A 26606-nucleotide genomic window follows, 5' to 3' on the forward strand; every position below is an offset into this window, starting at 1 on the left:
TTCCGACACGTGCTTGCCATCGGCGTGCCAGCGCGATACCGCGATGGCCATGGCCAATCAACCGCTACCCCGTGAAGGGGCGACAACCCGCAACGCCGGAACCTTTGCCCCGCCCGGACAACCGGTGTTTCGCGGCTTCAACAGGCTGGGGCTGTGGACTCTCTATATGAAGGAGGTCCGCCGTTTCTTCAAGGTCCAGACCCAGACGATCTGGGCTCCAGCCGTCACCACGCTGCTTTATCTGATGATATTCACGCTCGCGCTTGGCGGCGGTGCCAATGGTGGGCGCATGGTTCTTGGCGTGAACTTTGCCAGCTTCGTCGCGCCGGGCCTGATCGCGATGGGCATGATCAACAATGCCTTTGCCAATTCCAGTTTCAGTCTTCTTGGCGGAAAAATCCAGGGGACCATTGTTGATTACCTGATGCCGCCAATCTCCACCGGCGAACTGATGACGGCATTGGTGGGCGCGGCAGTCACGCGCGCGGTTCTGGTCGGTCTTGCCGTGGCAGGGGCAATGCTGCTTTGGCCGGGAGTGTCGCTGAAGATCACCCATCTCTGGGCAGTCGTCTGGTTTGGCCTGATGGGTTCGATCCTGCTTGCCATCGTCGGTGTGCTGACGTCGATCTGGGCCGAGAAGTTCGATCACAACGCAGCCGTCACCAACTTCGTCATCACGCCCCTCTCGATGCTGTCGGGCACGTTCTACGTGATCGACAATCTTGCTCCGGCGTTTCAGGCAGTGAGTCGACTGAACCCGATCTTCTACGTGATCTCGGGCTTCCGCTTCGGCTTTCTCGGGCAAAGCGACATCGGCGACACGAACATGGCCGTGCTGCACGGCGCAATCGGCCTTGGTGTCGTGAATGTCGCTCTGGGTGCGTTGCTGTATTGGCTGCTCAAGTCCGGCTGGAAGCTCAAGAACTGACGAGCACAATTCGCGCCACAAGGGAGAGCCGGTTCTCCCTTGTGCGTCAGTGCGACAGGCTGCGCCTCAGCCGATAGCGGCCATTGCGGAAGCCCTCGAACATCTCGTCAAGCGATGGATGATCTATCGGCCCTGCTTCGGCATCGGACTGAAGGTTCTGCTGGCTGACATAGGCGACATAGCTGTTCTCGTCGTTCTCGGCGAGAAGGTGATAGAACGGCTGGTCACGCGGGGGACGGATGTCCTCGGGGATAGATTGGTACCATTCCTCGCTGTTGGCGAAGACCGGGTCGATATCGAAGACGACGCCGCGGAAGCCGAACATGCGATGGCGAACAACGTCGCCAATCGAGAAGCGCGCCGATGAGACGGGGGGGGCCGAAATATCGCGTCCAGCTTGTGGCGAAAAGAAACTCGCACGATCCATGCCCAAGGATATAGGGTTTCGCCGCGGTGCAAACAAGCCGCTCGCCAACAAAGGTTCATCCCAAAGGCCGCCTGTGGAAAAAGCTTTCCGCTTTCTACTTGGCAAGCCGGTTTGCATGCGCTAACGGCGCGCTTCCTCGACCGGGAACGCCCCTTGCGGCACCCTGATTGGCACCATGGAGAGGTGGCAGAGTGGTCGAATGCGCCGCACTCGAAATGCGGTGTACGGGCAACCGTACCGTGGGTTCGAATCCCACCCTCTCCGCCAGCCACCTGTCTACAAGCTTCCGCTAAACCTCAGAAAATGTTGATTTTCGGCGCTTTTTGAGCTATACAGTTCCCTGTTTGTTCTAATGCTTCCGTATGCCTCCAGAGAGAAATGGGGGCATTTTGGGGGCAGCGAAAATCAGATTTGGGGGCATCCATGCTCAACGATATGGCAGTTCGCAACGCGAAGCCTAAAGACCGTGATTACAAGCTTGCGGATTCGGAGGGGCTCTACCTTTTCGTATCGAAATCGGGCCACAAAAGTTGGCGTTTGAAGTATCGTTTTGCGGGCAAAGAGCGGCGATTGGTATTTGGCCCTTATCCAGAGGTCACTTTAGCCCAGGCGCGAGATCGCAAAGCTGACGCTAGAAAGCTTCTCAGAGAAGGCAGAGACCCGGGTCTGGAAGCGAAAAAGCAAGCTCTTCGAAATGCGGCAGCAGCGGCGAACACATTTGAGGCGATGGCCCGAACGTGGTTTGGGTTGCAGGAGAAGCGCTGGACAGCAGTACATGCCAAGGATGTCATCACCAGCCTTGAAAAGGAGGTGTTCCCGTGGCTCGGCAATGTACCCGTCACGCAGATCGATGAACCGCTTGTACTCGCAGTACTTCGAAAAATTGAAAAGCGTGGCGCAATCGAGACTGCACATCGCGTGAGGCAGCGCATGTCCGCTGTTTTCGTTCACTCGATTGCGGAGGGAGCCTCCAATCGCGACCCGGCCGCGATTGTTGCCAAAGCGTTGAAGCCAGTGCCACGATCGCGGAAGCGGCCTGCTCTCTTAACTCTCGCCGAGCTTCATGATATGATCCGGAAGACAGAGGTAGAGCCTGCCTCGGCGCTCACGAAGCTTGCATCGCGCTTTCTTGCCCTCACGGCGCAAAGACCTGGCATGATCCGCAGCATGCCTTGGTCCGAGCTTGAAGGCATTGACTGGTACGATGCAGAGACAGTTCACCCGGACGCAATTTGGCGCGTCCCGGCAGCACGGATGAAGCTGGTTACCGAGCTAAAGGGGGACATGGCATATGATCATATCGTTCCTCTCGGAAAAGCAGCGGTAGCGGTCCTTCAGGCAGCTCATTCTGTTTCGGGTGACGGACCACTGGTTTTTCCGACCAACCGGAATACCCGTAAACCTATGAGTGAAAACACCCTCAGCTACTTCTACAATCGCTGCGGGTACCAAGGCCGCCACGTGCCGCACGGATGGCGCGCATCCTTCTCGACCATCATGAACGAATGGGCAGAGAGGAACGGTACGCCTGCCGATCGACATGTCATCGATCTCATGCTTGCTCATGTGCCGGACGGTGTGTCCGGCTCCGAAAGTGTCTATAACCGAGCCGGGTATCTGAGCAGGCGACGAGAGATTGCCGAAGCATGGTCAGAAATGCTCATTAACGATTTTTGTCATCCTTCGAAGTTGCTCGCATATCCATCTCGGTGACAAATGTGCGACCTGGATGGCGTTTGGTGCGTATTGTCTAAAGCGCTGTTTTTTTAGCGCGTAGGCCTGCAGGTCAGGAAACTTCTTCTTGCGGGCCGATCCAATCAACGCGCAAGCGATCTAGACCGAAGATCTGCCCTTCGACGATCACCCTAAGATTTGCTGCGAAGTCCTGTTCGTGCTCGTGATCTAGGACCCAGATGGCATCGTCGTCCGTCTTCAATAGCCAGCCACGACGACTCTCTAGCAAAATTCCTGATGCTCTAAGCCGTCGTGTCACCGTACTCTCCCGGCGCGCGAGTGGGCGCTTGCGCACTACGTCCATGCAAACCAAACCCTAGTGTCCGCGTGCACCAATCGAACGCTCTGTGGGCATCTATCCGGCTTAGGCGTGGAATGTAAGACGCAGGAGCCAGATGGACAGTCGCAACTGATCTGGCCTTGGTTTCGGTTAGAGAGATTGCGCCAAGACCGCTGAGACAAAGGGGCGTCACGCTATCGGCCCTCCGACAATTAGCGATTGTTGTTGCGGCAACGTCAACAACATCGTCCACGCACTTCCGTCACTAACCCTGCCAAAAGAGTTTGCAGCCGATTTCGTCCAACGGCGACACCGCTGTGGGGCGCAACGCTACCGTATCCAATGTCATCTCAAGAGAAGCTTTGTCGTTGCAATCGAAACCGCACTGTCATAGTTTTCAATGGCGTAGCAAAGATTTGCTGCGTCGAGGCCTGAGAACCTTGCTCTGGTAGCTTTCCCGTTTCTGCCGTCGCATACGGCCGGATCGCCCTTGTCCATGTCCAAGTCCTTCGGGGCCAAAGGCAAAGGCGCATGTCTCCAGACGTGTTCTCAGGATCCGGCCAACCACCGGAATGCCTCGCGAGCTGGGGCTTGGCGATTGACGAAACCTCTTGCAGCACAGGCAGGTGATGACAGCCATGGCCAGAACACCGCTGAAGCGCTTCCACCTGACCTGGCAGCGATCGAGGCTGAGTTCCGCCGCTCCCGCCCCTCGCTGCTGCGCAAGCTTGCTCGCAAGACCGGAATGATTCTGGCGGAGGATCTCGTCCAGCAGGTGTTCGTGCGCCTGATGACGAGCCGCCAGCGTCAGATCGAGAACCTCTCCGGCTATGTGCGGATTGCGGCAGACAACGCGCGCAAGGACCTGATCAGGCAGGAGTTGCGCCAGCACCGTTACAGCCAAGAGCCGTTCGAGGACATTCATCCAGGATGCGATCTGCAGGCACAACTCGAAGCGCGCGATCGCCTTGCCCGACTAGAACAGGCACTTTTCCGTCTCAAGCCGCTCACGCGAAACATCTTCCTTGCCCGTCGGCTCGATGGCTATAGCTATGCCGAGATCGCAGAACAGACGGGGTTGAGCGTGCGGGGCGTGGAGAAACAGATGAGCAGGGCGCTCAAGGCCCTGGCGCGGCATCTCGTCGAGGATTGACCGCGGGTGACGAGGCAACCCATTCCCGGCAAGATCCGCGATGAAGCGGCTGAGTGGCTGGCGCGCAACGAGAACGCCGGTCAAGCGCGTGCGCCCGGCTTTCAGACTTGGCTTGCCAGCGATCTGCGACATCGTCTCGCGTACGCCGAAGTCGAGCGCGCGTGGCGCGATAGCCTGGCGCTCGATCAGAGCCCCCTTGGCCAGCAGCGCAAGCTGACCCGTGCACCATTGCACCTGCAACGCAGCACGCAGCTCGGCGCCGTCGGCGCGTGCCTGTTGCTTGGCATGGGATTGCTGACAATGCGGTTTTCAGGGGACCACCCGGTAATCGGCGTTGGAACCACCGTTGAGGCCAGGACATACACTACGGCCACAGGTGAAACACGGACATGGCAGCTTGTCGATGGAAGCTCCCTGACACTCAACGGGCCAAGCAAGGCACGAACCAACATCACTCCCGCTAACCGCCTGGTTACGATTGATGCCGGTCGCGTTCGCATCCGTGTGGCCCGGCGCGGCACGGATGCGATGCAGATCATGAGTGCAGGCACCAGGATCGACAGTGCTGCAGGCACGGTGGATATTGCGCTCGCCGCAAATGGTCTGCGCGTCGAGGTCGTAGATGGCCAAGTGCAGGTGCAGAACACCGATGGCGCTCGGCACACCCTTGGTCGCGGGGCGCACATGATCGAAGCCGGGCCATCCGGGACCGAGCATCGCTCCGAGCGAAGCTCTTCTGCACAACCTCCAATGACAACCGGTGACCGCATATCCCTGGGAGAGGCGGTCAGCCTGCTCAACGCGCGCAATGCTGTTCAGCTTCGCCTCGCAAGTCCTGCACTGGCCAACAGGACTCTGGCAGGTGCCATCCGCCTCGACGATCCGGTAGGCTTTGCGAGCATTCTCGAGGCCCTGGGCGGAATCAAAGTGACGCAGCACCCCGGCATGCTGGTGATCGACACGGCCTGAAGCTTCCTGCCCTCCCTCGCGGACCGAGTGAATGATCCGCGTGCCGTCCGACCAGCGGCATCTTCTGGATGCAAGAGACCTCATTCGCTTCCCGGACAGAGGATAGGAGGCGGTGGATCGGTGCGCGCTGACGGCTCGGCATGATCTCCACAACCACGGGGTGACCGGCTGACCGGCTGCGGGCCGTCCGCGACGATGCCCGCCGAAAAGAATTCTGGCGGGTGTTTTCGCGCGACGTCGTCCCAACCGATGCGCGTCCCCTGAGATGGACGCGAGGGAGGCAATCATGACGTTCAAAACATCAACCCATGCCATGGTCATCGCGATGCTGATAGCACCTCTGGTGGCGGCAGCACCTGCGGGCGCGCAGGAGGCCAATACCCTTTCGCTGGACCTGCCGGCGCAGGCCATGGCGCGATCGCTGCACGATCTTGCCGCCAAGGCCGGCGCAACCATCGTCGCAGACGACAAGCTTGTGGCGGGCCGCACCGCTCCTGCAGTGCAGGGGACCTACACGCTCGCTGGCGCGCTGGGCAAAATCCTCGAAGGCTCAGGACTTCAGGGCATCGCGACGAGCCAAGGCTACGCGATCCGCTCGGCAGGATTGACAACGCCAAGGCGTGGGGCATCCGCAGACAGCACGGCTGACGATATCGTGGTAACCGGCACGCGCATTCGCGGTTCGGCGCCGGCGGGCGCTGCCGTGATCGCGATCGACCGAAGGGCGATCGAGGAAAGCGGCAGGGCCACAGTGCAGGACCTGGTATCGGTCCTTCCGCAGAACTTCGGCGGAGGCCCCAATGAAGGCACGCTCGGCTTTACCCAGCGGAACAATGCCAATGCCAATATCGGTTCGGGTGCCAGCATCAACCTGCGCGGCCTTGGCACGACCTCGACCCTGACGCTCGTCGATGGCAATCGGCTGGCGCTGGGAGCCGCGAGCTCCATCGTCGACATTTCACTGATACCGGCCAGTGCCATCGAACGCATCGAAGTCCTCGCAGATGGTGCGTCAGCCATCTACGGCTCCGATGCTGTTGCAGGCGTGGTCAACGTACGCTTGCGGCGCGGATATGAAGGTGCCGAGACATCGTTTCGGGTGGGCATGGCTGACGGCTTCAGCGAGGTCCAGGCAAGTCAGCTGGCAGGTCTGCGCTGGAACAGCGGCAGCCTGATGGCGGCTTACGAGTTCTACCGGCGCGACCGCCTCGGGGCCCAGGACCGTGATTACGCAACAGAGGACCTTACCCGCTTTGGGGGCCCTGACTATCGTCAGGCCTTCGCCAACCCCGGCACGATAACTGCAGCCAACGGCGCTATCTTCGGCATACCGACCGGACAGGATGGCAGGGCACTTGCGCCAGGCGATCTGCTTGCCGGAGTGCGCAATCTTGGCGACGGTCGGCGCCTGACCGACATCCTGCCACGCACACGCCGTCACGCAGGGCTTATCGCGCTAGAACAGGACCTGTCGTCGTGGCTGACGATGCGGCTTCAGGGCTTTGCGGCCGACCGCCGCTCGGACCAGCGTTACATCGTCTTCGGATCGCAGGTTACCGTGCCCGTGAGCAACCCGTTCTATGTCGATCCAATCGGAACGGGGCAGCCCATCCGCGTCGGTTATGATTTCCGGGACGACCTCGGGGCCACGGTCAATCGTTCGCATGTCACCAACTGGACGGTTGCGGGTGCGCTGGAAGCACGCTTCGGGGCATGGCGGGCCGAGGCTTACGGCAATCATGGCGTCCAGCATGAAGAGTTGCTGCGGGACAATCTCGTCAATCGCGCCCGGCTCGCGCAGGCTCTCGCAGATCCCGATCCGGCCAAGGCCTTCAATCTGTTCGGTGACGGCTCTTACACCAGCGCAGCCACGATCGACTATGTGCGCGGATCATCGCGGACAAGTGCGCGAGCGCGCCAGACGACCGCCGGTCTCAAGTTCGACGGGCCGCTCCTGACGCTTCCAGGGGGAGCGCTGACGCTGGCATTCGGGGGAGAGTATCGCGAGGAGGGCTACGGCTCGCGCAGCCTCGCGGATGAGACGACGCTCGTACCTGTCGCGAGTGGCGACAATGGATATCCGCTTGCGCGTAATGTGATTGCGGGATTTGCCGAACTTCGTGCACCGCTGGTCGGTCCTGGGCAGGGCATTGCAGGCGTGCATCGGTTCGACCTGTCGGTGGCAGGACGCATCGAGCACTACTCGGATTTCGGGACGACGACCAACCCCAAGGTCGGACTGACGTGGGAGCCCGTGCAAGGCCTTGCGCTGCGAGGGTCGTATGGCACCTCGTTTCGTGCACCCGGCTTCTTCGACGTGCGCCAGGGCCCGGGGCTCAGCCAGGTCGTGCCGATACCCGTTACAGACCCCGGTTCGCCCTCCGGCAGCAGCAATGTCATTGCCTTGTTCGGCAATGATCCGGGGATCGGACCGGAACGCGCGCGGACCTGGACGGCAGGTTTTGACTTCAAACCGCCTGCGATCCCGTGGCTTTCGATGAGCGCCACGTACTTCGACATTTCTTACAAGGATCGCATCTTCAATCCCGCGGTCGATGCTTTCACATTCCTGGCCCAGCGGTCGCGTTACGAGCCGCTGATCACGGTCAATCCGTCGCCAGCGCAAGTGGCAAGCTTCTATGCGAGCCCCGATTTCAGCAATCCCTTCGGCATTGCTGCAGGCTCGATCCGCTACGTGATCGATGCGCGCAACGCCAACCTCGCACGCAACCATCTCGACGGGATCGATTTTGATCTCAATTATCGCCACGAGACGGCCAGAGGTGCGCTTTCACTTGGTGCATCGGGGAGCTGGCTGTTTCACCTGACGCAGCAGTTGACGTCGGCTGCTCCGCGCACGCAAGCCCTGGGGACGATCGGCAACCCGGTGCGCTATCGTTTGCGCGGGCGCGCCGGGTTCGAACAGGACGGTTTCGGGGCCACAGCCTTCGTCAATCACATGGCGGGCTATCGCAATACTGCAGTGGCACCGGTCGAGTCAGTTGCAAGCTGGACGACTGTCGACCTTACGCTTTCCAAACGGTTCGGAGAGGAAGCCGGGGCCATGGCGGGCACGCGCTTCGCCTTGAGCATCACCAACCTGTTCGATCGCGACCCGCCTTACGTAAACAATCGCACCCCGTTCAGCGCAGCCGGCTTCGATCCCGAGCAGGCAAGCGCGGTCGGACGGTTTGTCGCAGTTCAGGTGACCAAGTCATGGTGAAGCGATGGCATCCAGCCCCGCTGTCGCTTGCCCTGGCCGCCCTGGTCCCGTTCGCAGCGCAGGCTGCGGACGGGGCCGGGATCCGGCCCGCCATAGAAATCACGCGGATCGACAGCCCGTCCATTTCGCCGGATGGCACGCTTGCCCTCTGGCGCGAGTACCGCGCCTCGGTCGACCGCAATGACTATGAAGTCGCATGGCTGGTGGCGCCGTCTGACGGTTCAGTGCCTGCCAGACGCATCGCCGATGCTGGCGAAATCGAATGGCTCAACGGCTTTCCCCTGGCTTCAAGCGCGCAGTGGACGCGCGATGGCAGAACCGTGCTGTTCCGCAAGATCGCAGGCGGGCAAGTCCAGGTCTGGAGGGCAGCGACCGATGGTTCAGGCGCTGCGCAAGTTACCAGCGAGGCTGGCAATGTCAGGGACATGATCTCGCTTGCAGGTGGCAACGCATGGTTGCTCGGGTTTGGCCCGGAGCGCGCCGCGATCGAGGCAGCCGAGCAGGCCGAGTACGATAGCGGAACGCGGATCGATGCGTCGGTCGACCCGCAACGGCCGCTGTATCGTGGCGATCGCATCGATGGCCGCTGGGCCAGCGGACGTCTCCAGGGTGCCTGGTTCGAGCAAGGCGGCGTCATCGCCGCGGGCAAGCCCAGGCTCAAGGTGCTTGGACAAGACCTCGCGACAATCCGCGATGCAACAGCCGAAGAAGCTCGCAATTACGCCTCCCGCCCGCGCTCGCTCGAACGATTGCAGGACTGGTACGTCGCCCTGCGCCAGCCCTCGGGCGATGCCAGAGGCATTGCGGTTGTCCTGTCCAAAGGCCTGTCGTGGCGTTTGGCCGTGATCAATGCCGAGGGGCAGGAACTGGCGCGCTGCAAAGCCGTGCAATGCAAAGCCGCCCGGGCGCGCTCAGTCGTCTGGGCTGGCACGGACAATGCCCTGATTTTCGAAACCCGCAATCGCGACGGTGGCAGCACACTGGCAAGATGGGACCCGGCCAGTGGGCAGGTCGAGGAGGTGTTCCAGAGTTCGGGCGAACGCAATGGCGGAGACAACGGCAAGGCCTGCGCAGCTTCGACCCGGAGGCTCATCTGTGTAGCGTCTTCGGCCAACGCGCCACCACGCGTGGTGGCGATTGATCTGGCATCACGCCGAGAGCAGGTCCTCAGGGCGCCCAATGCGCCGCTCGAGAACCCCGTCATCCGCTTCGACCGGCAGGTCTGGCAAGACGGCGCAGGGCGAACGTTCTCAGGCTATCTGGCTCTACCGCCGGGCCATGCCGGACCAGTGCCGCTGTTCATTACCTACTATTCCTGCGAGGGGTATCTGCGCGGCGGGACGGGGGACGAGTATCCCTTACGCGATCTCGCGGCGTCGGGGATCGCGGCCTTGTGCATCAATCGTGATCCCGGCCTGGCGGGCGGCGGGGACAACGTCGAAGCCTACAGGGTCGCTGCCAGCGCCATCGCGGCGATCATCGGAGAACTGTCCGGGCAGGGCAGGATCGATGCCTCGCGCGTCGGCATGGGCGGGGTAAGCTTCGGCGGCGAAGTCACAGCCTGGCTCGCCATGCACACAAAGTTGCTTAAGGTCGCAGCCGTAGCCAACGTCATGGTGACGCCAACCTACTACTGGTTCAATGCCGTCGCGGGGCGCGACGTGCCCGCCATGCTCAAGTCGGCCTGGGGCCTGGGTGATCCCGATACGGATCAGGCCGGGTGGAGGCGCGTATCCCCTTCCTTTAATGCCGACCGCATCTCGGTGCCCTTGCTGATGCAATTGCCCGAACAGGAGTATCGCGCCAACGTCGAGCTCCTTGCGCGGCTGCAGCACGCCGGGAAACCAGTCGAACTCTGGGCTTTTCCCGGTGAAATGCACCTCAAGTGGCAACCGCGTCACCAGCTGGCGGCCAACTTGCGCAACTTCGACTGGTTCAGGTTCTGGCTGCTGGGAGACGCGGGCAGCAAGCCTGCTGATCCGGCATCCTGGCAACGCTGGCGGGATATGAAGCCCTGAACGCTCATCGGTCCGCCATCGCCATTGCTGAACGATTGCGCCGGTCAGCAACTCAAGGGTCGCCAAGCCATGCGCGAAGCCAGCCCTCGGTGTCGATCAGCGGCACAAGAAGATGTGCCCGAGGATCGGCGCGCCTTGCCTTCTCCCGTAGCGCGCTCTCCACTCTGGCCAGATCGAGCAGGCCCTGGTGCGCGAGATGGCCATCGAGCAGAAACGGCATAAGCGCTTCCGCCTGCTGCTCTATCGCAGCCAGGGCATAGCCATCGAGTGCTCCTTTGCTGCGTCGATCGCGGATCAGGTCTGGCAGACGGTTTGCAAACGCAGCACGGGCTACGGCCCGGTCCTGCCCGCCCTCGACCCAGAGCCAGCTTGGTATGCGCAAGGCAGTCTCGACGACGGGCTGGCTGAGCAGCGGAAACCGTGTCGGGGCTATGGTGTGGCGAGGATAACCGTCGACGTGGGCGAGGCTGGCGAGGATGGCATGAACATGGTCCCGCTTTCCGGGCAACATGCTGCAGGTTTCCGCGAGCCAGGGGTGTGGCGGTGCATCGGGGAGGGGCACGGTATCGGCGAGATATCCGCGTGCGCGCGGCCAACTGCCCGGATCGCTTGCGCCTCGTGCCAGCTGCCAGGCCCTGCCAGCGACCGACCAGACACTGGCGTTGTGATAGCGGGCCAGCGCCTCGATGGTGCGCCAGGTGGTCCTGGCCGCCCAACCCGACCTGTTGGCGGCATCCGCTGCGGCCCCGGCAGCGTTGGGCGTTGCGAAAACGCAATCACCGCCCGCACCGCTGACGAATGCCGTGATCGCTTGCGCCGTGCCTTCCTCTGACAGCACTGCATCGGCAGCGCCGAGGATCGCTGGCAGGCCCGGACGGGCTTCGCGGCTGCGGGCCGGGCCAACCAGGTTGGATTTTCCGACTTCGCGCAATGTGAGTGCGATGCCTGCAGCATCGGCGGCGGCCTGCGCATAGATGCGCTCATCGCTCTCTGCCGAGCCCGTCGAAAGGCTGACCGCTTGTCCCTGGCCCTCACACCTTGCCAGGGCTGCTGCGATGATCGAGGAATCAAGCCCACCCGAGAGTTCGAGCAGGACCGCGCCATCGCCTGCCAGGCACCGGACAGCCTCGTCTATGATGTCGGCAAGGCGCCTGCTGGCGTCAGCGAAGTCCGCGATCTCGATATCTGTCCGCACGAACATGCCCGGGGACCAGGCCATTGTCCGCCGCGCCGGTTCCACGGAAAGATCAAGACATTGCCCGCCCAGAAGTTCTTCGATGCCGACAAGGCCGGTCTGCGCGGTCTTGAGGTGCAGGAAAGCAAGATGGTTCGCGACAAAAGACCAGTCGATCTGGGGCCTTGCAGCGCGTGCAGCCGCAAGCTCCGGGACATGCGAGGAGATCCACAGTTTCCCGGCCACAGCAGCCGTGTAGACTGGGAGATGGCCAAGCGGCGCTCGCAGCAACCACGATGGACGCCCGCTCTTGGACATGTGCAGAGCAAGGTAGTTGCCCCAGCAATGCGCCACGAGCAGGTCGGGATGAAGATCAGCGCGCTGCAACACCGCAAGATCGCCGAAGATCTGTCCGATGATCACAGTCCTGCCGATTTGCCGCAGTTCGGTCGATGGCGAGACATGAATGGTCAGCTCTTCGAACCTTCGTGCGCGCCATGGACCGGGCAGCCGGTGAACTCGATTTTCGGCCGATCGCGAATCTGGTCGCTCATCCGGCTGCCCATCGAGGGCGCATGCGATGAGATACCCTTCGGTCACAGTGCCAGTATCACTTCGAAGCGGCGCACCTTGTCCAGCGGATCGGTCAGGACGAGGCTGCCCGATTGCACCCAGCAATGGGCTTCGAAGGGATGGAGTTTTACCCCGAAGACAAGATCGACTGCAAAGCCCTCGCGCCTTGCCATGCGCACATAGGCCAGCGCGTCGGGGAGGCATCTTGGCCGAACCGGCGCCCAGCGTCGCGCCCGGTCGAATGCACGGGCGTGGGTCACAAGGTCACGTGTCGTACGCCCACGAGACGCAGCAGGCATGTCGATCAGGACCTGGTGGAGCGGTGCCGCGCGCAAATCCATTCTGGCGCGGATGCAGCTCCAGACGCTCGCTACCAAATGCAGCGGCCGTAACCGACCGGCTTCGGGACCTTCCACTGCGCTGGCAGTCGGCGTCCGGATATCTGTTGCCGTGAGCCAGGGTCCTGCGTCCCGTTCTCCCTTCGTCAGCAGGCCGTTTCTTTCGAGTGTGCGGCAGTCGTCCGGAGACAATGGACACGGCTTGCCACAGCGCAGGTCCAGCAACGCTGATGCGCAAGACCCGCTCCACATCGTGTAGCGATCATGCCGGACATCGAGCACGACTGCCTTGTCGCCGATCCGCGCAACACCGACCCCGGCTGCGATCCGGCATGAGGAAAGATAGGACCCAGGCGCTGTCATGTCCGCCTCGCACAAGCACAAGGCAGGTGCGCCGGGCCAGTAAGGCCTTGCGCACCTGCCAGTGGATCAGTCGCGATCAAGGCCCGGCAGCTGCGCGAGCACACCGAACTCGATCCGGTCTCCCGGAGGGCCGAGCGTTTCGATGCTGGCGGTGCCCAGGTCTTCGACGTCCTCGACGAGATCGAACGTGCGTTCCATCGGTCTTCTCCTTTTCACCTCGCCGCGTGATTGCGGCAGGATCAGACTATGGAAGGCGCCGTTTGATCTGAAATTTATACGAATTCTATATGCCGATTGTTGGCGCGGACGGGTTCGCCGGGCGGTGCAGGGCGTGCAGAATCTCGGCAGAGCTGCGAATGCGCCGGCGGTGGTAGGCGCCCAGCAACCGTCGCAGATGATCCTTGTCGCCACTGTCCAGCGCGCATTCGATGTCGCGCACTTCTGCGATGGAGCCGTCAAGCACGGCCGGTTCAATCATGCGAACGGCATGGAGGCGTGCGTTGAAGAGGGCCATGACCCGACCATGCTCGGAGTTGACCGAAGCGCGTGCCACTCCCTCGAATGCATCGGCGACGCGTTCGGCATAAGCCGTCCGACGCTCGGCAATCCGGTCCCAGTCCACGATCGTCCATGGCCGCCAGAGGCGGAGCGCAAGACCCAGCACTTCGTTGCTGAAAGCGTACATGTCCTTGAGCCTTGGCTCGTCGAGCGTCGGGAGAAAGAAGCCGCCCGAGCGATGGGTCACGACAAGCTGCTCGCCGCACAGCACATGCAGGGCCTCGCGCACGGGCGTGACGCTTGCACAGAGCTGTTCGCCGATGACTGCGGGATCGAGCCTGTCACCCGGCATGAATGCGCGGGAAAGGATCATGGCGCGCAAGGCGTCATAGATGCGTTCTGCTATGGGGCCGGCGCTCATCCGCTTCTCCCATGCGCAAAAGAACGGGCCTGCTGCACCTGGTCGGGACGCAAGGCATCGATCGCTCCCAGGGGCTCGCCCTTGTAGTCTTCGAGCAGAATCGAAGGACATTGCCCTTCGAAGTTCCCGAGGTTCGGTCGGTGCTGCACGTAACCTGCAAGTGCCGCGAGCTCGGGGGGAAATGTCCTGGCAATGTCCGGGGGGTAGGCGAGCCACGGGTTCTCGTAGGGCTTGAGCCAGCCCAGCGAATAGCCGATCACGATGCCGCGCCGCTCTTGTGCACTCGCGTTGGCGCCCGCGCCATGAAGCGTCGAGCCGAGGAAAAGCAGGGCTGATCCCGGGACAAGCTCGGGCGCGATGAAATCGTCCTGGGCCACGGCCGTCAGGGCGTTGCTGCCATGGCTCTGCGGCCAGATCCGCGTGCCTCCGTTCTCTTCCGAAAAGGGAGTGAGCGGCCACATGACATTGACGAGGTATTCGCGTTTGCCGAAATCGGCCTGCCACATGTCCTGGTCGCGATGGGGCAACTGCGCAGGGGCGCCGGGATGGACCGCGATGGCCTGGGTCGTGTTGAGCTGGATGCGGTCGCACCAGGGCCCGAGAATCCGGCTCACGACATCCTGAATGACCGGATGCAGGACCAGGCACTGCGTGGCAGCGGACCGTCGAAGAAGCCTGCCGAACCGCTTGGTCCGCTCGCCGTAGAACATCCCAGTTCCGTATGGCGTCAATGCAAAGTCGTCCTGGAGATCCTCATGGAGCTGCTCGATCACGGAAACGGGCAGGGCTTCATGCAGGATCGCGTAGCCATCAGTCTGCAACTGACGGACGGCCATGCCGATCTGGTTTGCCGGTTCCATCAGTGCCACTCCTTGTGCCCGGCGGGCAGGGAGCTGGGTATGGCCCGCGCAAGATTTTCACCGTAGCCGCAATGGATCCCGGCCGCTTCGAGCAGCTGCTGTGTGTCGGCAGTGATGCCAATTTCAAGGCCGACCAGCTCCTGCCCCCCTGTCCGGATGGGCGCGCCCAGGGCCCGGCAGCTCCAGCCGAACCGTTCGATCTGCCTGAACCAGCCAAGGCCTGCGACTGCGCAGTACCGCGAAATCCCGGCGTCGATTGCATAGGTGGCTAGCGCGTGGACAAGCGCATTGCGGACGTCGCGCCGCTCACGGGCATTGAGTGACCGGTCGAGGCAGAATCGGGTGATTTCGAAGGTATCGGGTGCGCAAGGTACGGGCCCGGCACTGAGCATCGGGAAAAGGCCCGACAGGATTCCTTGCCGTGTAGTCGGCAGGAGCCTGGCAGACGCGAGATGATCGCCGTTGTCACTGAGGATCAGGTAGCGTGCGTGCTCATCATCGAACTGGTCCATTTCGTATTGCCCAGCAAGGACCGGAAGGTCCCACCCAAGCAGATCGATGAAGACTGCCTTTCGTGCGGCAAACATAGCGCGCAGCAGCGCAGCGTCCGGCTCTGTGCCGGGCGCGGTGACTTTCAACATGACGGATTGCTCCTCAACCGAACTGGTCAGCCAAGGATCAGGCGACGGTGACGTCCTCGCTACCCCCAGAAATGGGGGTATCTCCAGGGCCGGACATCCCCGAACGTGAGCGTTCCGTCATACAGGGTCAGGGTGATCAGCAATTGTCTCTTGTATATCCCGTAGCGCTGACACGCCGTGCGAACATGCTCGGTCACGGTTTCGCGCGATATGCCCAGAATTGTCGAGATTTCCGGATCAGTCTTGCCCTGGGCCATGAGAAGCACGCAGTCGCGCTGGCGATCGGTCAGAACCGGTTTGCGCAAGGCAAGGCTATGACCTCTCTTCAGCCAGAGACGCCGCGCGGTTTCGAAGGCGAATGTCCCAGCGCAATGGGCGATGAGCGGAACCGAGGCACCTTCTCGCGGATTGCGGCATGCAAACGAGCAGGATCCGCGCGCTTCGCCCGGCACATGCGCTGGTACTGTAAAGCCACTACGCAAGCCCTGCTCTTCACCAAGAGCAAGCATTCTGTGGTCTTGGGCCGTGAGCGGAATGAGGCGACCGATGTCAGACCAGGAGAAGCCCTTGGCCGTTACGTGGCTGGCCCGATGCACCGGATCAACCATGCCCAGCGCATGGGAGTCGTAGCTTTCTGCCCAGCTCTGCGGGTAATTGTGCAGCCTGATCGCTCCATCATCCTTGCTCGCAAGCTGACAATGATGGGTGAGAGCATAGTAGTCGAAGCCAAGTCTGTTGGATATTTCGCCGAGCAGTTCGTCGAGTTCGATAATCGAACCCACCCGGTCAGACATCTCTTCCAGAAGTTCCCCAAGCGCCCGAGCCGCCATGAGGTACCATTGCGCCCACCGGCAGTTTTACTTGCCGGACTCCAGCAGGGCGCCCTTTCTCCTGCCTGTGGACCGCGATCCAACTTCTCAGGATCGGAGGCGATCCGGTTGAAACTGTCAAACCTGTATCATGGTTCAGTCCCGCTTCAATACCGTGAACCGCCAAATTCGATCAATATGTCAGAAGGTTATTTGCCTTGCAGGAAGGTGCGCTGCTTCGATTGCAGACAATACACAAGCTCGGCTAGCAGCGAGACAAGCACATGAGCGCTCGTCCGGTTTGCACTCGACCTCGCCGGATTCACGGGTTTCGAAAGCCAGCTCGGCAAAGTGCCGTAGCTTTACGGCGCTACGCCCAGGCCGAATTGGGCGATCACACATGCCGCTGGACCAGCATGGCAACAGCGCTCGCGGCATTTGCCGAGTTCGACGGGCGCGTTCAATCGGAACGCCACATACTTCCCTTGCACTGGTATGTGGCGTGCCGGCTTGTCGTGGAAGGTGGCTTCGATCCTGACGATATCATTCCGCGGCCACCATTTCGTGTGGAGCGTCGTAAACGCAAGCCGCCACTGCTCTACTTCGATCCGACCCTTGGCGGATGTGGGGAAGGGACTGTTCTCGGAGGGATCAGAGCCAAGCATGTCGACGTTCTGGTTTCACTTGCCCGGATCGGGCCTGTGCTTTCGGTGTCGTGCAAGGGCGTCACCGGGGCCTTTCGCAATCTCGGCAACCGCCTCGAGGAAATTGTCGGCGAATGCACTAATCTCCACATGGTGCATCCGGCACTGGTTATCGGACATCTGGTGCTGTTGCGCGGCAACCGAGCTACGGACCAGAACTCGGCAGCACACAACAGTGCCGCACCGGACTGGCGGCGAGGTGGCGGCAATGCCGCTTTAGCGCAGGATGGGGCGCCGGTGTCGCCAGTGCGGCGGTTTCATGATGCCCTGCAGGTTTTGGGGCGGCGCCGTGACCTCATGGATCAAGCCGGACAATGCGAGGCGGCGGCACTTGCCATGGTTGCCATGGAAGAGGAATGCCGGACAAGGTTGGTACCGGGCTTTCCAAGCGATGAGAGCGGGCTGCACTTCGACACATTCTTTGCCGCGCTATACGCCCGATATGACGAAAGGTTTGTTATCCGTTGCCCGGTGATGGCCGCGATAACCCGACGTCATTGCTGGGATCGATCATCTCCGGGGCTCCGTCTGTTCGGCTTGGATTACCAGCCGAGAGTAGCGCTGCTACCGACGAGTGACTTATCTTAGCCTTCCTGATGCCTTGTTCATTTTGCCCTTGGCACGAGAAGCAAAACCGTCGAATCTGCATTCCATGAACTCCGGCCTCGATCACCTGCCCGAAAGCAAGCGGCGCGAACTTGCACATGTGGTCGAGACCGTGCGCACGGGCTTTGCCGAAGCAATTTCCACGCGTACGCAGCCACGCTTCCGCGCAGGCAAGTTGCTCAAGATAGTCCTGTTCGGCTCCTATGCCCGTGGTGATTGGGTCGAGGACCCGGTGGGACGCTATTTCTCCGACTACGATCTTCTCGTCGTGGTGAACCACGACGATCTCACGGATATTGCCGAATTCTGGGAGGCGACCGAGAACAGGCTGCTTGCCGATCTTTCCGCTGGGACCGTCCTGCGTACACCGGTCAGCCTGATCTACCACAGCCTTGAAGACGTGAACGACAAGCTGCGGCTCGGTCGCTACTTCTTCATGGACATTCTCAAGGATGGCATTGTCCTGTTCGAAGAGCCCGGCTTTCACTTCGTCGAGCCGATGCCGTTGTCGCCTGAGCAAGCTCTCAAGGAAACACGAGACTACTTCGATGACTGGTTCAGCAGCGCGTCGAACTTCAAAGATCTAGCCGCAAATGCTCAGGCCAGTGGCATGCCGAAGGAAGCTGCGTTCCTTTTCCATCAGGCGGTCGAGAGACTTTACCATTGCCTTTTCCTCACCCGGACGCTCTGGAGTCCGAAATCCCACAATCTTAATCGTCTGCGCGACATGGCCGAGGAACTTGAGCCCTCGCTAAAGGACGTCTGGCCGCGTACCGGGCGCTTCGAAAAGCGCTGCTACGCCCTCCTGCGAGATGCTTACGTCAAAGCCCGCTATTCACCTTCATACCGGATCTCCGCCGACGAACTCACATGGATCGCCGGGCGTGTGAAAGAGCTGCAGATTTTGGTGAAGAGCACCTGCGAAGCGCGCATCGATGACCTCGCTAAAGCCGCCTGACGCCAGTTGACCGTTCCGCCGAAAGTGTACCGGCGCTGCGATCTCATCACCTAAGCTTCCGCTTCCAGTTCTGTCGCGCAAGAGGCTTCGTGGAAGCTAGAACTTCCAACTTTGAAGCACATTGCGAACATATTCCGGCGTCTCGCCATTGCGGGGAATGCCACCTGCACGTTCGACTGCCCCTGGCCCAGCATTGTAGGCCGCTACCGCCAGGTGGACCACGCCAAACCTGTCGAGCATCTGCCGGAGATACCGCGCAGCGCCGAAGATGTTGGCCATAGGATCGAAGCGATTGAAGACCCCGAGTTCTTTTGCCGTTGCTGGCATCAACTGTCCGAGACCTGCTGCACCTGCTGGGCTGACCGCGACGGGGTTATATCGGGATTCTGTCCATACGAGCGCATCGAGCAGGCCCGCGGGCAAGGAGTACTTCGCTTCCGCCGCATAGATGTGGGGTAGGTAGCTTGCTCGCCTGAAATCGGACGGGCCACGTTTGGCCTTGGGTTCGTATTTGTATGGCAGGTTGACACGGCCATTATGTGGCACAGTGAGAACAGACGCCGGGCCGTCCCGGGTGAACCGCCACAGCCCATGCTCGACCAGCTGGAAGCCGTTCGATGTTTCAGCAATCCGGATGCCTTCGGAATGGCTGGCCGGGACTTCGATCATGGCCGGCGCTGCTATGTCCTGGGCACTGGCGGGGATAGCAGAGGTGATCGCGATGCCTGCGATCAAGAGAGTTCTGATGGTCATTTCTCGATCCTTGTCTAGCCGAATCGAGTTAGAACATATAAAGAACAAACGATGTAGGAAATTGGTTTGGCGCGAGTGCAGAGCGGAGGCTGCGCGGGGAGGGCACCTCAACCGGAGTAGGTCGATGCCCCCGTTAGACAAAGCTCATCAACTCGAACGCCGCGCCCGCACCATCGTCGAAAGCCTTCAGGGTATATGGAGTCGGGGCAAAGGCATGTGTTGCTGTCCGGCGCATGACGACCGAACTCCCTCACTGAGTGTGACACTGGGAAGAAAGGCGATCCTGTTTCACTGCTTCGCGGGATGCCTGACTGAGGACGTCATTGCGGCGTTGGATCGCCAGGGCGTTCGCAGCCGCGACCTTTTCAACGCTTCAGACGCTGAGACCATCGAAAGGCAGAGATATGGCGACTTCAGTCCAAATGCGCGGCGCTTGTGGCAATCGGCGACGGCGATCTCCGACAGCCCGGTCGCACGATACCTTGCGCAGCGCGGTATTCTGCCCGCATCCGATCAACTCCGTTACCTGACGCGCACGCCGCTCGGGCCGCGCGGTGCTGTCCAATTTCTCCCCGCGATGCTAGCCGCAGTCACAACCGACATTGGCATAATCGCGGTACACCGAACGTTTCTCGACGTGCGGAGCGGCAGATTGGCAGGCTTCGGACGGCCCAAGCGCGCACTCGGCAGTCTTGGCTGCGGAGCCGTCAGGCTTGTCCCGGCGCAGCAGGGGCGACTGGGCCTTGCCGAAGGTATCGAGAGCGCCCTCTCAGCAATGCAGCTGTTCGGGATCCCTTGCTGGGCAACGCTCGGGAACGAGCGCTTCGGCCTTGTTGCGATCCCGGAGAGCGTGGGTGAACTCCATCTGTTCATCGACAATGATGCCGGAGGCGCTCTCGCGGAACAGCGAGCGCTGAAGGCTTACGCTGCGCCTCATCGTGTCATCCACTCACGAGCTCCGGCCTCGCCCGGTTTTGACTGGAATGATGAGCTGAAGTCCCGGCTTGCCCGTAAACCTGATCCGTTGGGCAGAGGGGAGGGGGCCATAGGCTGATTGAGGCCTGCCCGCCGCAGGACCTCGTCAGGAGGTTCCGATGTCCAATTCTTCTCTCGCCTTTGCGTTCGATGAACCATCACCGCCCGCTGTTGCGACTGCGGCCCAGATCATGGCTTCAGAGCTCGCAGCAGGCCGCGCGCTGTCACGCAGCGACGTTACGCGTATCATGAGCCAGCACTTCGGGGGCAGCGATGCTCTCGGGCGTTGGTCGGTGCGTGACGCCCACGCAGCTCTAGAGCTGGCACAGGTTCAACACCTGCAAGCGTTCCATCAGATCCAGCTCTCAACCCCGATCGACGAGGCGGATCAGTTCTTCTGCTGCCTCGATGACCGAATTCCGACCCAGACCAATCGCAGCGACGAGCAGATCGAATGGCAGCAATTCGCAACGCCGCCGCGCCTCGCCTGGCTTGCCGCACGGGCCTGTGGGTTGATACCCGATGAGCTCGTGCTCGAACCTTCGGCCGGTACCGGAATGCTCGCAGTCTGGGCGACCAAAGCCGGTACGCGCCTTGCCTTGAACGAAATCTCGCCGCTGCGCCGCGACTGCCTGACTGCTGTTTTCCCGGCTGCCCGCGTGACCGGACATGATGCCGAGCTGATCGACGAATTGCTCGATCCGGCCATCATCCCGAGCGTCGTGCTGGTGAACCCGCCGTATTCTCACGGGATCGAGCGGGGCCACGATGGCCGCACCGGGGCGAGGCATCTGCGATCGGCCTGGAACCGGCTTGCCCCCGGCGGCCGGCTTGTCGCGATCATGCCCGAATGGTTCGATTGCGCGCGGTTTCTGGCCGGAGTGAAGGGGCCGGCGTCGCTGCGGCTCAATGCCGCGGTCGAGCGTGCCTTCATCAAGAATGGCACCGGGATCACCACGCGACTGCTGGTTCTCGACAAGGTGGAAGGCGTGAACGAGCCCGTCGCTATTCGCACGAACGCTTTCCGCCAGCTGGTCGATTTTGTCGATGCCTTGCCTGCTCGCGACAGCAGGCAGGCCGCAACCGAACAATCGAGCCTTCCAACTCGTTCGCCGTTCCGACTGGTAGCCGCGTCACGCAGACCGATCCCGGCTCCGGGAACGATCACTCGAGCTGCGTCAATGACCATCGGCGCGCTGACCTACGAGGCGCTCGCAACCACTGCGCCGCTTGAGGCACAGGTCGGCCACTATCTGCCCTATCGCCCCAGCCGGATCGTGATCGATGGCGCGGCCGAGCATCCAACGCCGCTCGTCGAGTCCGTCGCCATGGGGTCGATCTCGGCACCCAAGCCGGACGCGGTGCCGCAGCTGCCCGACGGGCTTATCGCCAAGGGGTTGCTGTCTGCTGCCCAAGCAGAGACCCTGATCTACGCCGCCAGCGCTCATGCCCGCGATCTTCCCGGTCGGTTCGAGCCCGAGGACAAGGGCTGTTCGCTCAAGGCGTCAGCAGAAGGTCAGGTCTACAGGCAAGGCTATTTCCTCGGGGATGGCACCGGCGCTGGCAAGGGCCGCCAAGTCGCGAGCGTCATTCTCGATCGCTGGGTACGCGGCGAGCGCCACCATATCTGGATTTCGAAGAACGAGGCGCTGCTGGAAGACGCGCGCCGCGACTGGGCAGCCCTAGGCGGTCTCCCGATCGACATTCAGCCGCTGGCGTCCTGGAAACTTGGCACCTCCATCGCCATGCGCGATGGCATTCTCTTCGTGACCTACCCGACCCTGCGTTCGGGCCGAAACGATGCAACCCGCCTCAATCAGATCCTGGCATGGGCGGGCGACAACTTCGACGGCGTGATCGTGTTCGATGAGGCACACGCCATGGCCAATGCTGCTGGCGGAGAAGGCTCGCGGGGCAAGGTCAAGGGCTCGGAGCAGGGTATCGCTGGCGTTCGCCTGCAGAACCTCTTGCCCCGCGCGCGGGTGCTTTACGCTTCGGCAACCGGCGCGTCCGACGTCAACAATTTGGCCTATGCGACCCGCCTTGGGCTGTGGGGGCCGGAGACCGCCTTCGCCAGTCGCGAGGCGTTCGTCGCCGACATTCGTGACGGCGGAATCGCAGCGATGGAGCTGGTCGCCCGGGACCTCAAGTCGCTCGGCCTCTACACCGCGCGCGCATTGTCCTTCGCCGGCGTCGAATACGAGATCCTAGAGCATCGCCTGAGCGAGGATCAGATCGCGGTCTATGATGCCTACGCTGAAGCCTGGGCGATCATCCACGCCAACCTGCGCGAAGCGCTGGAGGCCACGCGGATCGTCGATAGCGAAACTGGCGGGACGCTCAACTCGGGCGCCAAGTTCGCAGCGCTGTCAATCTTCGAAGGAACCAAGCAGCGCTTCTTCTCGCAGCTGCTCCTGTCGATGAAGCTGCCCAGCCTGTTACCAGCCATCGACGCGGTGGTTGCCGATGAAAACGCCGCAGTCGTCCAGCTGATCTCGACCGCAGAAGCCATGCTCAATCGTCGGCTTGCCGACCTCTCGGACGAAGAACGCGAAGCACTGGAGATCGATCTGTCCCCCCGGGAATATGTGATCGACTATCTCGCCAAGAGCTTTCCTGTCCGCCTCATGGCCGTCTTCACCGATGAAAACGGCAATCCTCGCTCAGAGCCGAAGAGCGACGAGCAGGGTGCGCCGATACTGTGCCGATCAGCACTCGCCGCGCGCGACCGGATGATCGAGCAGCTCTGCGCTTTGCCGCCGATCGCGACCGCGCTTGATGCCATCATCGAACGCTTCGGCGTGGATCAGGTGGCGGAAGTGACCGGCCGGACACGCCGGCTCATCGTCGGCCGCGATGGTTGTCAGAAACTCCAATCCCGGTCGCCGCGCGCCAACGTGGCTGAAACCCAGGCCTTCATGGACGGGGCCAAGCGCATTCTGGTCTTTTCCGACGCCGGAGGAACCGGACGCAGCTACCATGCCGATCTGGCCGCCAAGAACCAGGCTCGGCGTGTCCACTTCCTGCTCGAACCGGGCTGGCGCGCTGATGCCGCAATCCAGGGGCTTGGCCGGACCAATCGCACCAACCAGGCGTCGGCCCCACTGTTCAGACCGGTGACGACCGATGTGCGCGGCGAACGCCGGTTCATCTCGACGATTGCGCGGCGCCTGGACAGCCTCGGTGCCTTGACGCGCGGGCAGCGCCAGACCGGCGGTCAAAACCTTTTCGATCCGGCTGACAATCTCGAAAGCATCTATGCCAAGGAGGCGCTCCATCGCTGGTTCGGCCTGTTGTTCACCGGCAAGCTCGAAGAGGTCAGCCTCGGGCGCTTCCAGGAGTTGACAGGCCTCCGGATCGAAGCCCCTGACGGGTCGATGGTGGATGACCTGCCGTCGATCCAGCACTGGCTCAATCGCATCCTCGCGTTGCCGATTGCCTTGCAGAACCCGATCTTTGACGAGTTCATGGGGCTGGTCGAGGCGCGTATCGATGCCGCCCGTCAGGCCGGCACACTCGATCTCGGCCTTGAGACCATCGCGGTCGACGACTTTACGGTCCTGTCGGACACGCTACTGCGCACCGATCCATCCTCGGGCGCGACGACCCATCTGCTGGAACTGGAAATTGCCCGCGCCGTGAAGCCGTTTACCCTGAAGCGGCTCGAGGAGCTCCACGGCCTCGTTGGGCAACGGCAGCGGCCTGTTCGGAACGCCCGCTCAGGTCGTGTTGCCTTGCTCGTGCCCGCCCGCAGCATTCTTGCCGATGACGGCTCGCGCGTTTCCCGCTTCGAATTGCTCCGCCCGCTGAAGCGCAGCTACATCACCGAGGATCAGCTGGCTGAGAGCAACTGGGAGGGCATCTCCGTCGACGCTTTCCGCGAAGCCTGGACAGCCGAGGTTGAGGAAGCGCGGACCAGCCATAAGCGCGAGCGCCTCTATCTTGCGACGGGCCTCCTACTGCCGGTCTGGGACAAGCTTCCTTCGGATTTCGTGAGGGTCAGTCGCATCTCGGCAGCAGATGGCCGTTCGCTCCTCGGCCGCGAGGTTCCCGCCCATTGTGTGCCCGAACTGTGCCGAGCGCTGGGTCTGGAACGCGAGCAAACTCTTTCCGCCGACGACATTGTCCAGACCGTCCTGGCAACGGGCAGGGCCATGGAGTTCGCGGGCCGCGAGCTGCTTATGGTCAAGCGCAACCTGGTCAATGGCTCACAGCGACTTGAGCTTACGGGATGGAGTGCTGCTCGGCTCGACTGGTACAAGGTCCAAGGCTGCTTTACCGAGATCATCCGCTATCAGACCCGGCTCTTCGTGCCGATCGAGGGCGCGGCGAGCGTGATTGCCAGACTGGCATCATCGGCATAGTTCCTTGCCAAATGGCATTATTCGCCGTATATGATGCCATATGGAGAACTGCCATGCTGGCTCTGCAACCCGTCGATACTGCCGTTACCGCCTTCCGGCCCGATCCGATTACCCAGGACGAGGCATCTGCCATGTTCCGGGCAGTCCTCAATCTGTTTGGCAAATGGGAACTGACCGACGAGCAGGCGGCAACCCTGCTCGACATGCCGGTTCGATCCTATCGTCGCTGGAAGGCGGAAGGCCCCGGGCGCGTTTCGCGCGATGGGCGCGCGCGTCTCTCCAACCTCATGGGGATCCACAAGGCGCTCCGTATCATCTTCTCGGAGGCGACCCGCGGGTATGCCTGGATTAGGGCGGCCAATGATGCGTTCGGGGGCTCCAGCGCCCTCGATATGATGCTCGGAGGTGAACTCACTGACATCATGCGCGTGCGTCGCTACCTCGACGCTGAGCGCGGTGGCTGGTGAGCGAAGCAGCAGAAATCCCCGTTTCTCGAGTTGAGTGGAAGGGCGCTGTCAGGATCATCCGCAGCGCCTTTCCGCCGAGCGACCTGTTCGAGGACATCGCCGATCCCGCGGACTGGCCGCTGCTGATTTCGGCCGAGCAGAAGACCAATCCTCGCATCATGGCGACGATTGGTAATCTCGACCTCGTTCCGGTTGGCCGCCGCGTCGGCGGCAACGGCGCCTCCTACCTCATGGCGCCATTCACCCATGTCAGCACAAATCGGCCGAGCCGTTTTACCGGCGGCAGTTACGGCGTGCTCTATGTTGGGGACCGTTTTGAAACCGCGCTGTTCGAGACGATCCACCACCATGCGCGCTTCATGGCACGAACCAAGGAGGCGCCTGGTTGGACCTCGCAGTTCCGGGAGATCGTCATGACGGTCGATGCAGACCTGCATGATCTCCGGCCTCAGGCGGGGGAGCCGGTTCCGGCGCTCGATCCCGACAGCTATGCAGCATCTCAGGCGTTCGCGCAGTCCCTCAGGACAGCAGGATCGGACGGGATTGCCTACCCGAGTATCCGGCATCCAGATGGAGAATGCGTCGCGCTTTTTTACCCGGACTGCGCGTCAAACCCCCTTCAGGGACGGCACCTCGACTATCATTGGGATGGCCAGCGCGTTGACCTCGTCCGTGATGCTGGAACAGGGGCTGTTTTCCGTATCGTCGATTTGCCGCCCGATCCCGTCTGACGGCATGAGTTGGGCTTCCGGCTGAGTGCTGTAGGATCTTCGAGCGCAGCTGGCGGCCAGAGCGTTCATGCCCGCGCACCAGCCTTCACGAGTTCATGAAGGGCTTTGTCTGGCGAAACGGGGCCCTTGTACAGCGGGCTACACGGTGTCTCTGCGAGCTTGGCGGATATCGCCAGTAGGTCGTCATCATCACCCTTCTCATAGGCATAGGCAGCCAGCCAGAATTCGGCCTGCTTAACGAACTCATTGAGGATGCCTACGACGCTCCGGTTCGCCGTCTTGGCGTACTGGACCTTGTCCATCCGCCAGACTTCCTGTGCAATGAATTCGCTTGGGGCACCGTGCTCTTTCAGGACTAGCGCCAGCTGCGCCGGGAAGCGTCGAGCAAGCGTTGCCGCTGGAGCCAGCGGCATTAGCACGGGAAGCAGCGTGCGCTCAGAAAGCAGCAAAGCGACTTGAGGCTTCCAGAACAGGACAGTGGCGTACCAATTTCCCAGCGAAGTGTCGCTTTGTCCGGCCTCAGCGAGTTCGGGTTTGATCCGATCTAGCAGTTTCTTCGTGCATTTGAGGTGGAACATGACGGTAAAGGATAATCTTGGGCGTGCAACGCGTCCACCGAAGCTACCAGCCACGCGGCTT

At 61.8% G+C, this 26606-nt stretch carries 23 protein-coding genes and 1 tRNA gene; 13 read left to right on the forward strand and 11 right to left on the reverse strand.

Annotation, left to right across the window (positions count from 1 at the left end):
* Positions 1–49: 49 nt before the first annotated feature.
* A complete protein-coding gene (locus IM701_RS04280; RefSeq protein WP_193828337.1) occupies positions 50–928 on the forward strand; it encodes an ABC transporter permease in 879 nt (292 codons plus the stop codon).
* Between the two features lie 46 nt (positions 929–974).
* On the opposite strand, the gene hspQ is transcribed toward IM701_RS04280, so the two are convergent.
* Entirely contained in the window at positions 975–1355 is a 381-nt protein-coding gene (gene hspQ / locus IM701_RS04285; RefSeq protein WP_168902636.1) for a heat shock protein HspQ, read from the reverse strand.
* A 177-nt stretch (positions 1356–1532) separates the two neighbouring features.
* On the opposite strand from hspQ, the gene IM701_RS04290 reads away from it, so the two are divergent.
* Positions 1533–1622 (forward strand) — tRNA-Ser (locus IM701_RS04290).
* Positions 1623–1778: 156 nt separating this feature from the next.
* Positions 1779–3068 (forward strand): integrase arm-type DNA-binding domain-containing protein, encoded by a 1290-nt coding sequence (locus IM701_RS04295; RefSeq protein ID WP_084280390.1) that lies wholly within the window; start codon positions 1779–1781, stop codon positions 3066–3068.
* Positions 3069–3141: 73 nt separating this feature from the next.
* Here the strand turns inward: IM701_RS04295 and IM701_RS04300 are convergent, their stop codons facing one another.
* Positions 3142–3393, reverse strand: a complete 252-nt coding sequence (locus IM701_RS04300) for a DUF5818 domain-containing protein (RefSeq protein ID WP_125955252.1) — start codon at positions 3391–3393, stop codon at positions 3142–3144.
* A 574-nt stretch (positions 3394–3967) separates the two neighbouring features.
* Here IM701_RS04300 and IM701_RS04305 point away from each other — a divergent pair.
* From IM701_RS04305 to IM701_RS04320, 4 genes are all read left to right on the forward strand, one after another.
* On the forward strand, positions 3968–4522 hold the full coding sequence (locus IM701_RS04305) for an RNA polymerase sigma factor (RefSeq protein ID WP_230487791.1): 555 nt from the start codon (positions 3968–3970) through the stop codon (positions 4520–4522).
* A 6-nt stretch (positions 4523–4528) separates the two neighbouring features.
* On the forward strand, positions 4529–5491 hold the full coding sequence (locus IM701_RS04310) for a FecR domain-containing protein (RefSeq protein WP_193827879.1): 963 nt from the start codon (positions 4529–4531) through the stop codon (positions 5489–5491).
* A 286-nt stretch (positions 5492–5777) separates the two neighbouring features.
* Positions 5778–8714, forward strand: a complete 2937-nt coding sequence (locus IM701_RS04315; RefSeq protein WP_193827880.1) for a TonB-dependent receptor — start codon at positions 5778–5780, stop codon at positions 8712–8714.
* Positions 8708–10732, forward strand: a complete 2025-nt coding sequence (locus IM701_RS04320) for an Atxe2 family lasso peptide isopeptidase (protein ID WP_193827881.1) — start codon at positions 8708–8710, stop codon at positions 10730–10732. The genes IM701_RS04315 and IM701_RS04320 overlap by 7 nt, the downstream gene beginning before the upstream one ends.
* A gap of 52 nt (positions 10733–10784) precedes the next feature.
* Here the strand turns inward: IM701_RS04320 and IM701_RS04325 are convergent, their stop codons facing one another.
* The 7 genes from IM701_RS04325 to IM701_RS04355 form a co-directional block, all read right to left on the reverse strand.
* Positions 10785–12329: an asparagine synthetase B family protein gene (locus tag IM701_RS04325; protein WP_193827882.1), complete on the reverse strand. Its 1545-nt coding sequence runs from the start codon at positions 12327–12329 to the stop codon at positions 10785–10787.
* A gap of 173 nt (positions 12330–12502) precedes the next feature.
* Positions 12503–13180 carry a lasso peptide biosynthesis B2 protein gene (locus tag IM701_RS04330; RefSeq protein ID WP_193827883.1) on the reverse strand — a complete coding sequence of 226 codons (678 nt, stop codon included), beginning with the start codon at positions 13178–13180 and terminating at the stop codon, positions 12503–12505.
* A gap of 66 nt (positions 13181–13246) precedes the next feature.
* Positions 13247–13378 carry a benenodin family lasso peptide gene (locus IM701_RS04335; protein WP_118074434.1) on the reverse strand — a complete coding sequence of 44 codons (132 nt, stop codon included), beginning with the start codon at positions 13376–13378 and terminating at the stop codon, positions 13247–13249.
* 85 nt (positions 13379–13463) lie between these two features.
* Positions 13464–14099, reverse strand: coding sequence for a GntR family transcriptional regulator (locus tag IM701_RS04340; RefSeq protein WP_193827884.1), 636 nt, complete (start codon positions 14097–14099; stop codon positions 13464–13466).
* The gene (locus IM701_RS04345; RefSeq protein ID WP_193827885.1) at positions 14096–14959 is read right to left on the reverse strand and encodes a phytanoyl-CoA dioxygenase family protein; all 864 of its coding nucleotides are present in this window, start codon (positions 14957–14959) and stop codon (positions 14096–14098) included. Before IM701_RS04345 ends, IM701_RS04340 begins: the two co-directional genes overlap by 4 nt.
* Positions 14959–15600 (reverse strand): acyl-homoserine-lactone synthase, encoded by a 642-nt coding sequence (locus IM701_RS04350; protein WP_193827886.1) that lies wholly within the window; start codon positions 15598–15600, stop codon positions 14959–14961. Before IM701_RS04350 ends, IM701_RS04345 begins: the two co-directional genes overlap by 1 nt.
* Before the next feature lie 59 nt (positions 15601–15659).
* Positions 15660–16382: a LuxR family transcriptional regulator gene (locus tag IM701_RS04355; RefSeq protein WP_193827887.1), complete on the reverse strand. Its 723-nt coding sequence runs from the start codon at positions 16380–16382 to the stop codon at positions 15660–15662.
* Positions 16383–16825: 443 nt separating this feature from the next.
* On the opposite strand from IM701_RS04355, the gene IM701_RS04360 reads away from it, so the two are divergent.
* Both IM701_RS04360 and IM701_RS04365 read left to right on the forward strand, forming a co-directional pair.
* The gene (locus IM701_RS04360) at positions 16826–17701 is read left to right on the forward strand and encodes a hypothetical protein (protein WP_082013504.1); all 876 of its coding nucleotides are present in this window, start codon (positions 16826–16828) and stop codon (positions 17699–17701) included.
* Between the two features lie 64 nt (positions 17702–17765).
* Entirely contained in the window at positions 17766–18677 is a 912-nt protein-coding gene (locus IM701_RS04365) for a HEPN domain-containing protein (protein WP_193827888.1), read from the forward strand.
* 96 nt (positions 18678–18773) lie between these two features.
* Here IM701_RS04365 and IM701_RS04370 read toward each other — a convergent pair whose 3' ends face one another.
* On the reverse strand, positions 18774–19430 hold the full coding sequence (locus IM701_RS04370; protein ID WP_193827889.1) for a lytic transglycosylase domain-containing protein: 657 nt from the start codon (positions 19428–19430) through the stop codon (positions 18774–18776).
* A 124-nt stretch (positions 19431–19554) separates the two neighbouring features.
* Between IM701_RS04370 and IM701_RS04375 the strand changes: the two genes are divergently transcribed.
* The 4 genes from IM701_RS04375 to IM701_RS04390 are packed head-to-tail and all read left to right on the forward strand — an operon-like array spanning position 19555 to position 25967.
* Positions 19555–20484, forward strand: coding sequence for a toprim domain-containing protein (locus IM701_RS04375; RefSeq protein WP_193827890.1), 930 nt, complete (start codon positions 19555–19557; stop codon positions 20482–20484).
* 40 nt (positions 20485–20524) lie between these two features.
* The gene (locus tag IM701_RS04380) at positions 20525–24769 is read left to right on the forward strand and encodes a strawberry notch-like NTP hydrolase domain-containing protein (RefSeq protein WP_193827891.1); all 4245 of its coding nucleotides are present in this window, start codon (positions 20525–20527) and stop codon (positions 24767–24769) included.
* A gap of 53 nt (positions 24770–24822) precedes the next feature.
* Positions 24823–25236 carry an MbcA/ParS/Xre antitoxin family protein gene (locus tag IM701_RS04385; RefSeq protein ID WP_193827892.1) on the forward strand — a complete coding sequence of 138 codons (414 nt, stop codon included), beginning with the start codon at positions 24823–24825 and terminating at the stop codon, positions 25234–25236.
* Entirely contained in the window at positions 25233–25967 is a 735-nt protein-coding gene (locus tag IM701_RS04390) for an RES family NAD+ phosphorylase (protein ID WP_193827893.1), read from the forward strand. Before IM701_RS04385 ends, IM701_RS04390 begins: the two co-directional genes overlap by 4 nt.
* 65 nt (positions 25968–26032) lie before the next feature.
* On the opposite strand, the gene IM701_RS04395 is transcribed toward IM701_RS04390, so the two are convergent.
* Positions 26033–26545, reverse strand: a complete 513-nt coding sequence (locus IM701_RS04395) for a hypothetical protein (RefSeq protein ID WP_193827894.1) — start codon at positions 26543–26545, stop codon at positions 26033–26035.
* Between the last annotated feature and the right edge of the window lie 61 nt (positions 26546–26606).

The sequence above is a fragment of the Novosphingobium sp. ES2-1 genome, from assembly GCF_015169775.1.
Classification (GTDB): domain Bacteria; phylum Pseudomonadota; class Alphaproteobacteria; order Sphingomonadales; family Sphingomonadaceae; genus Novosphingobium; species Novosphingobium subterraneum.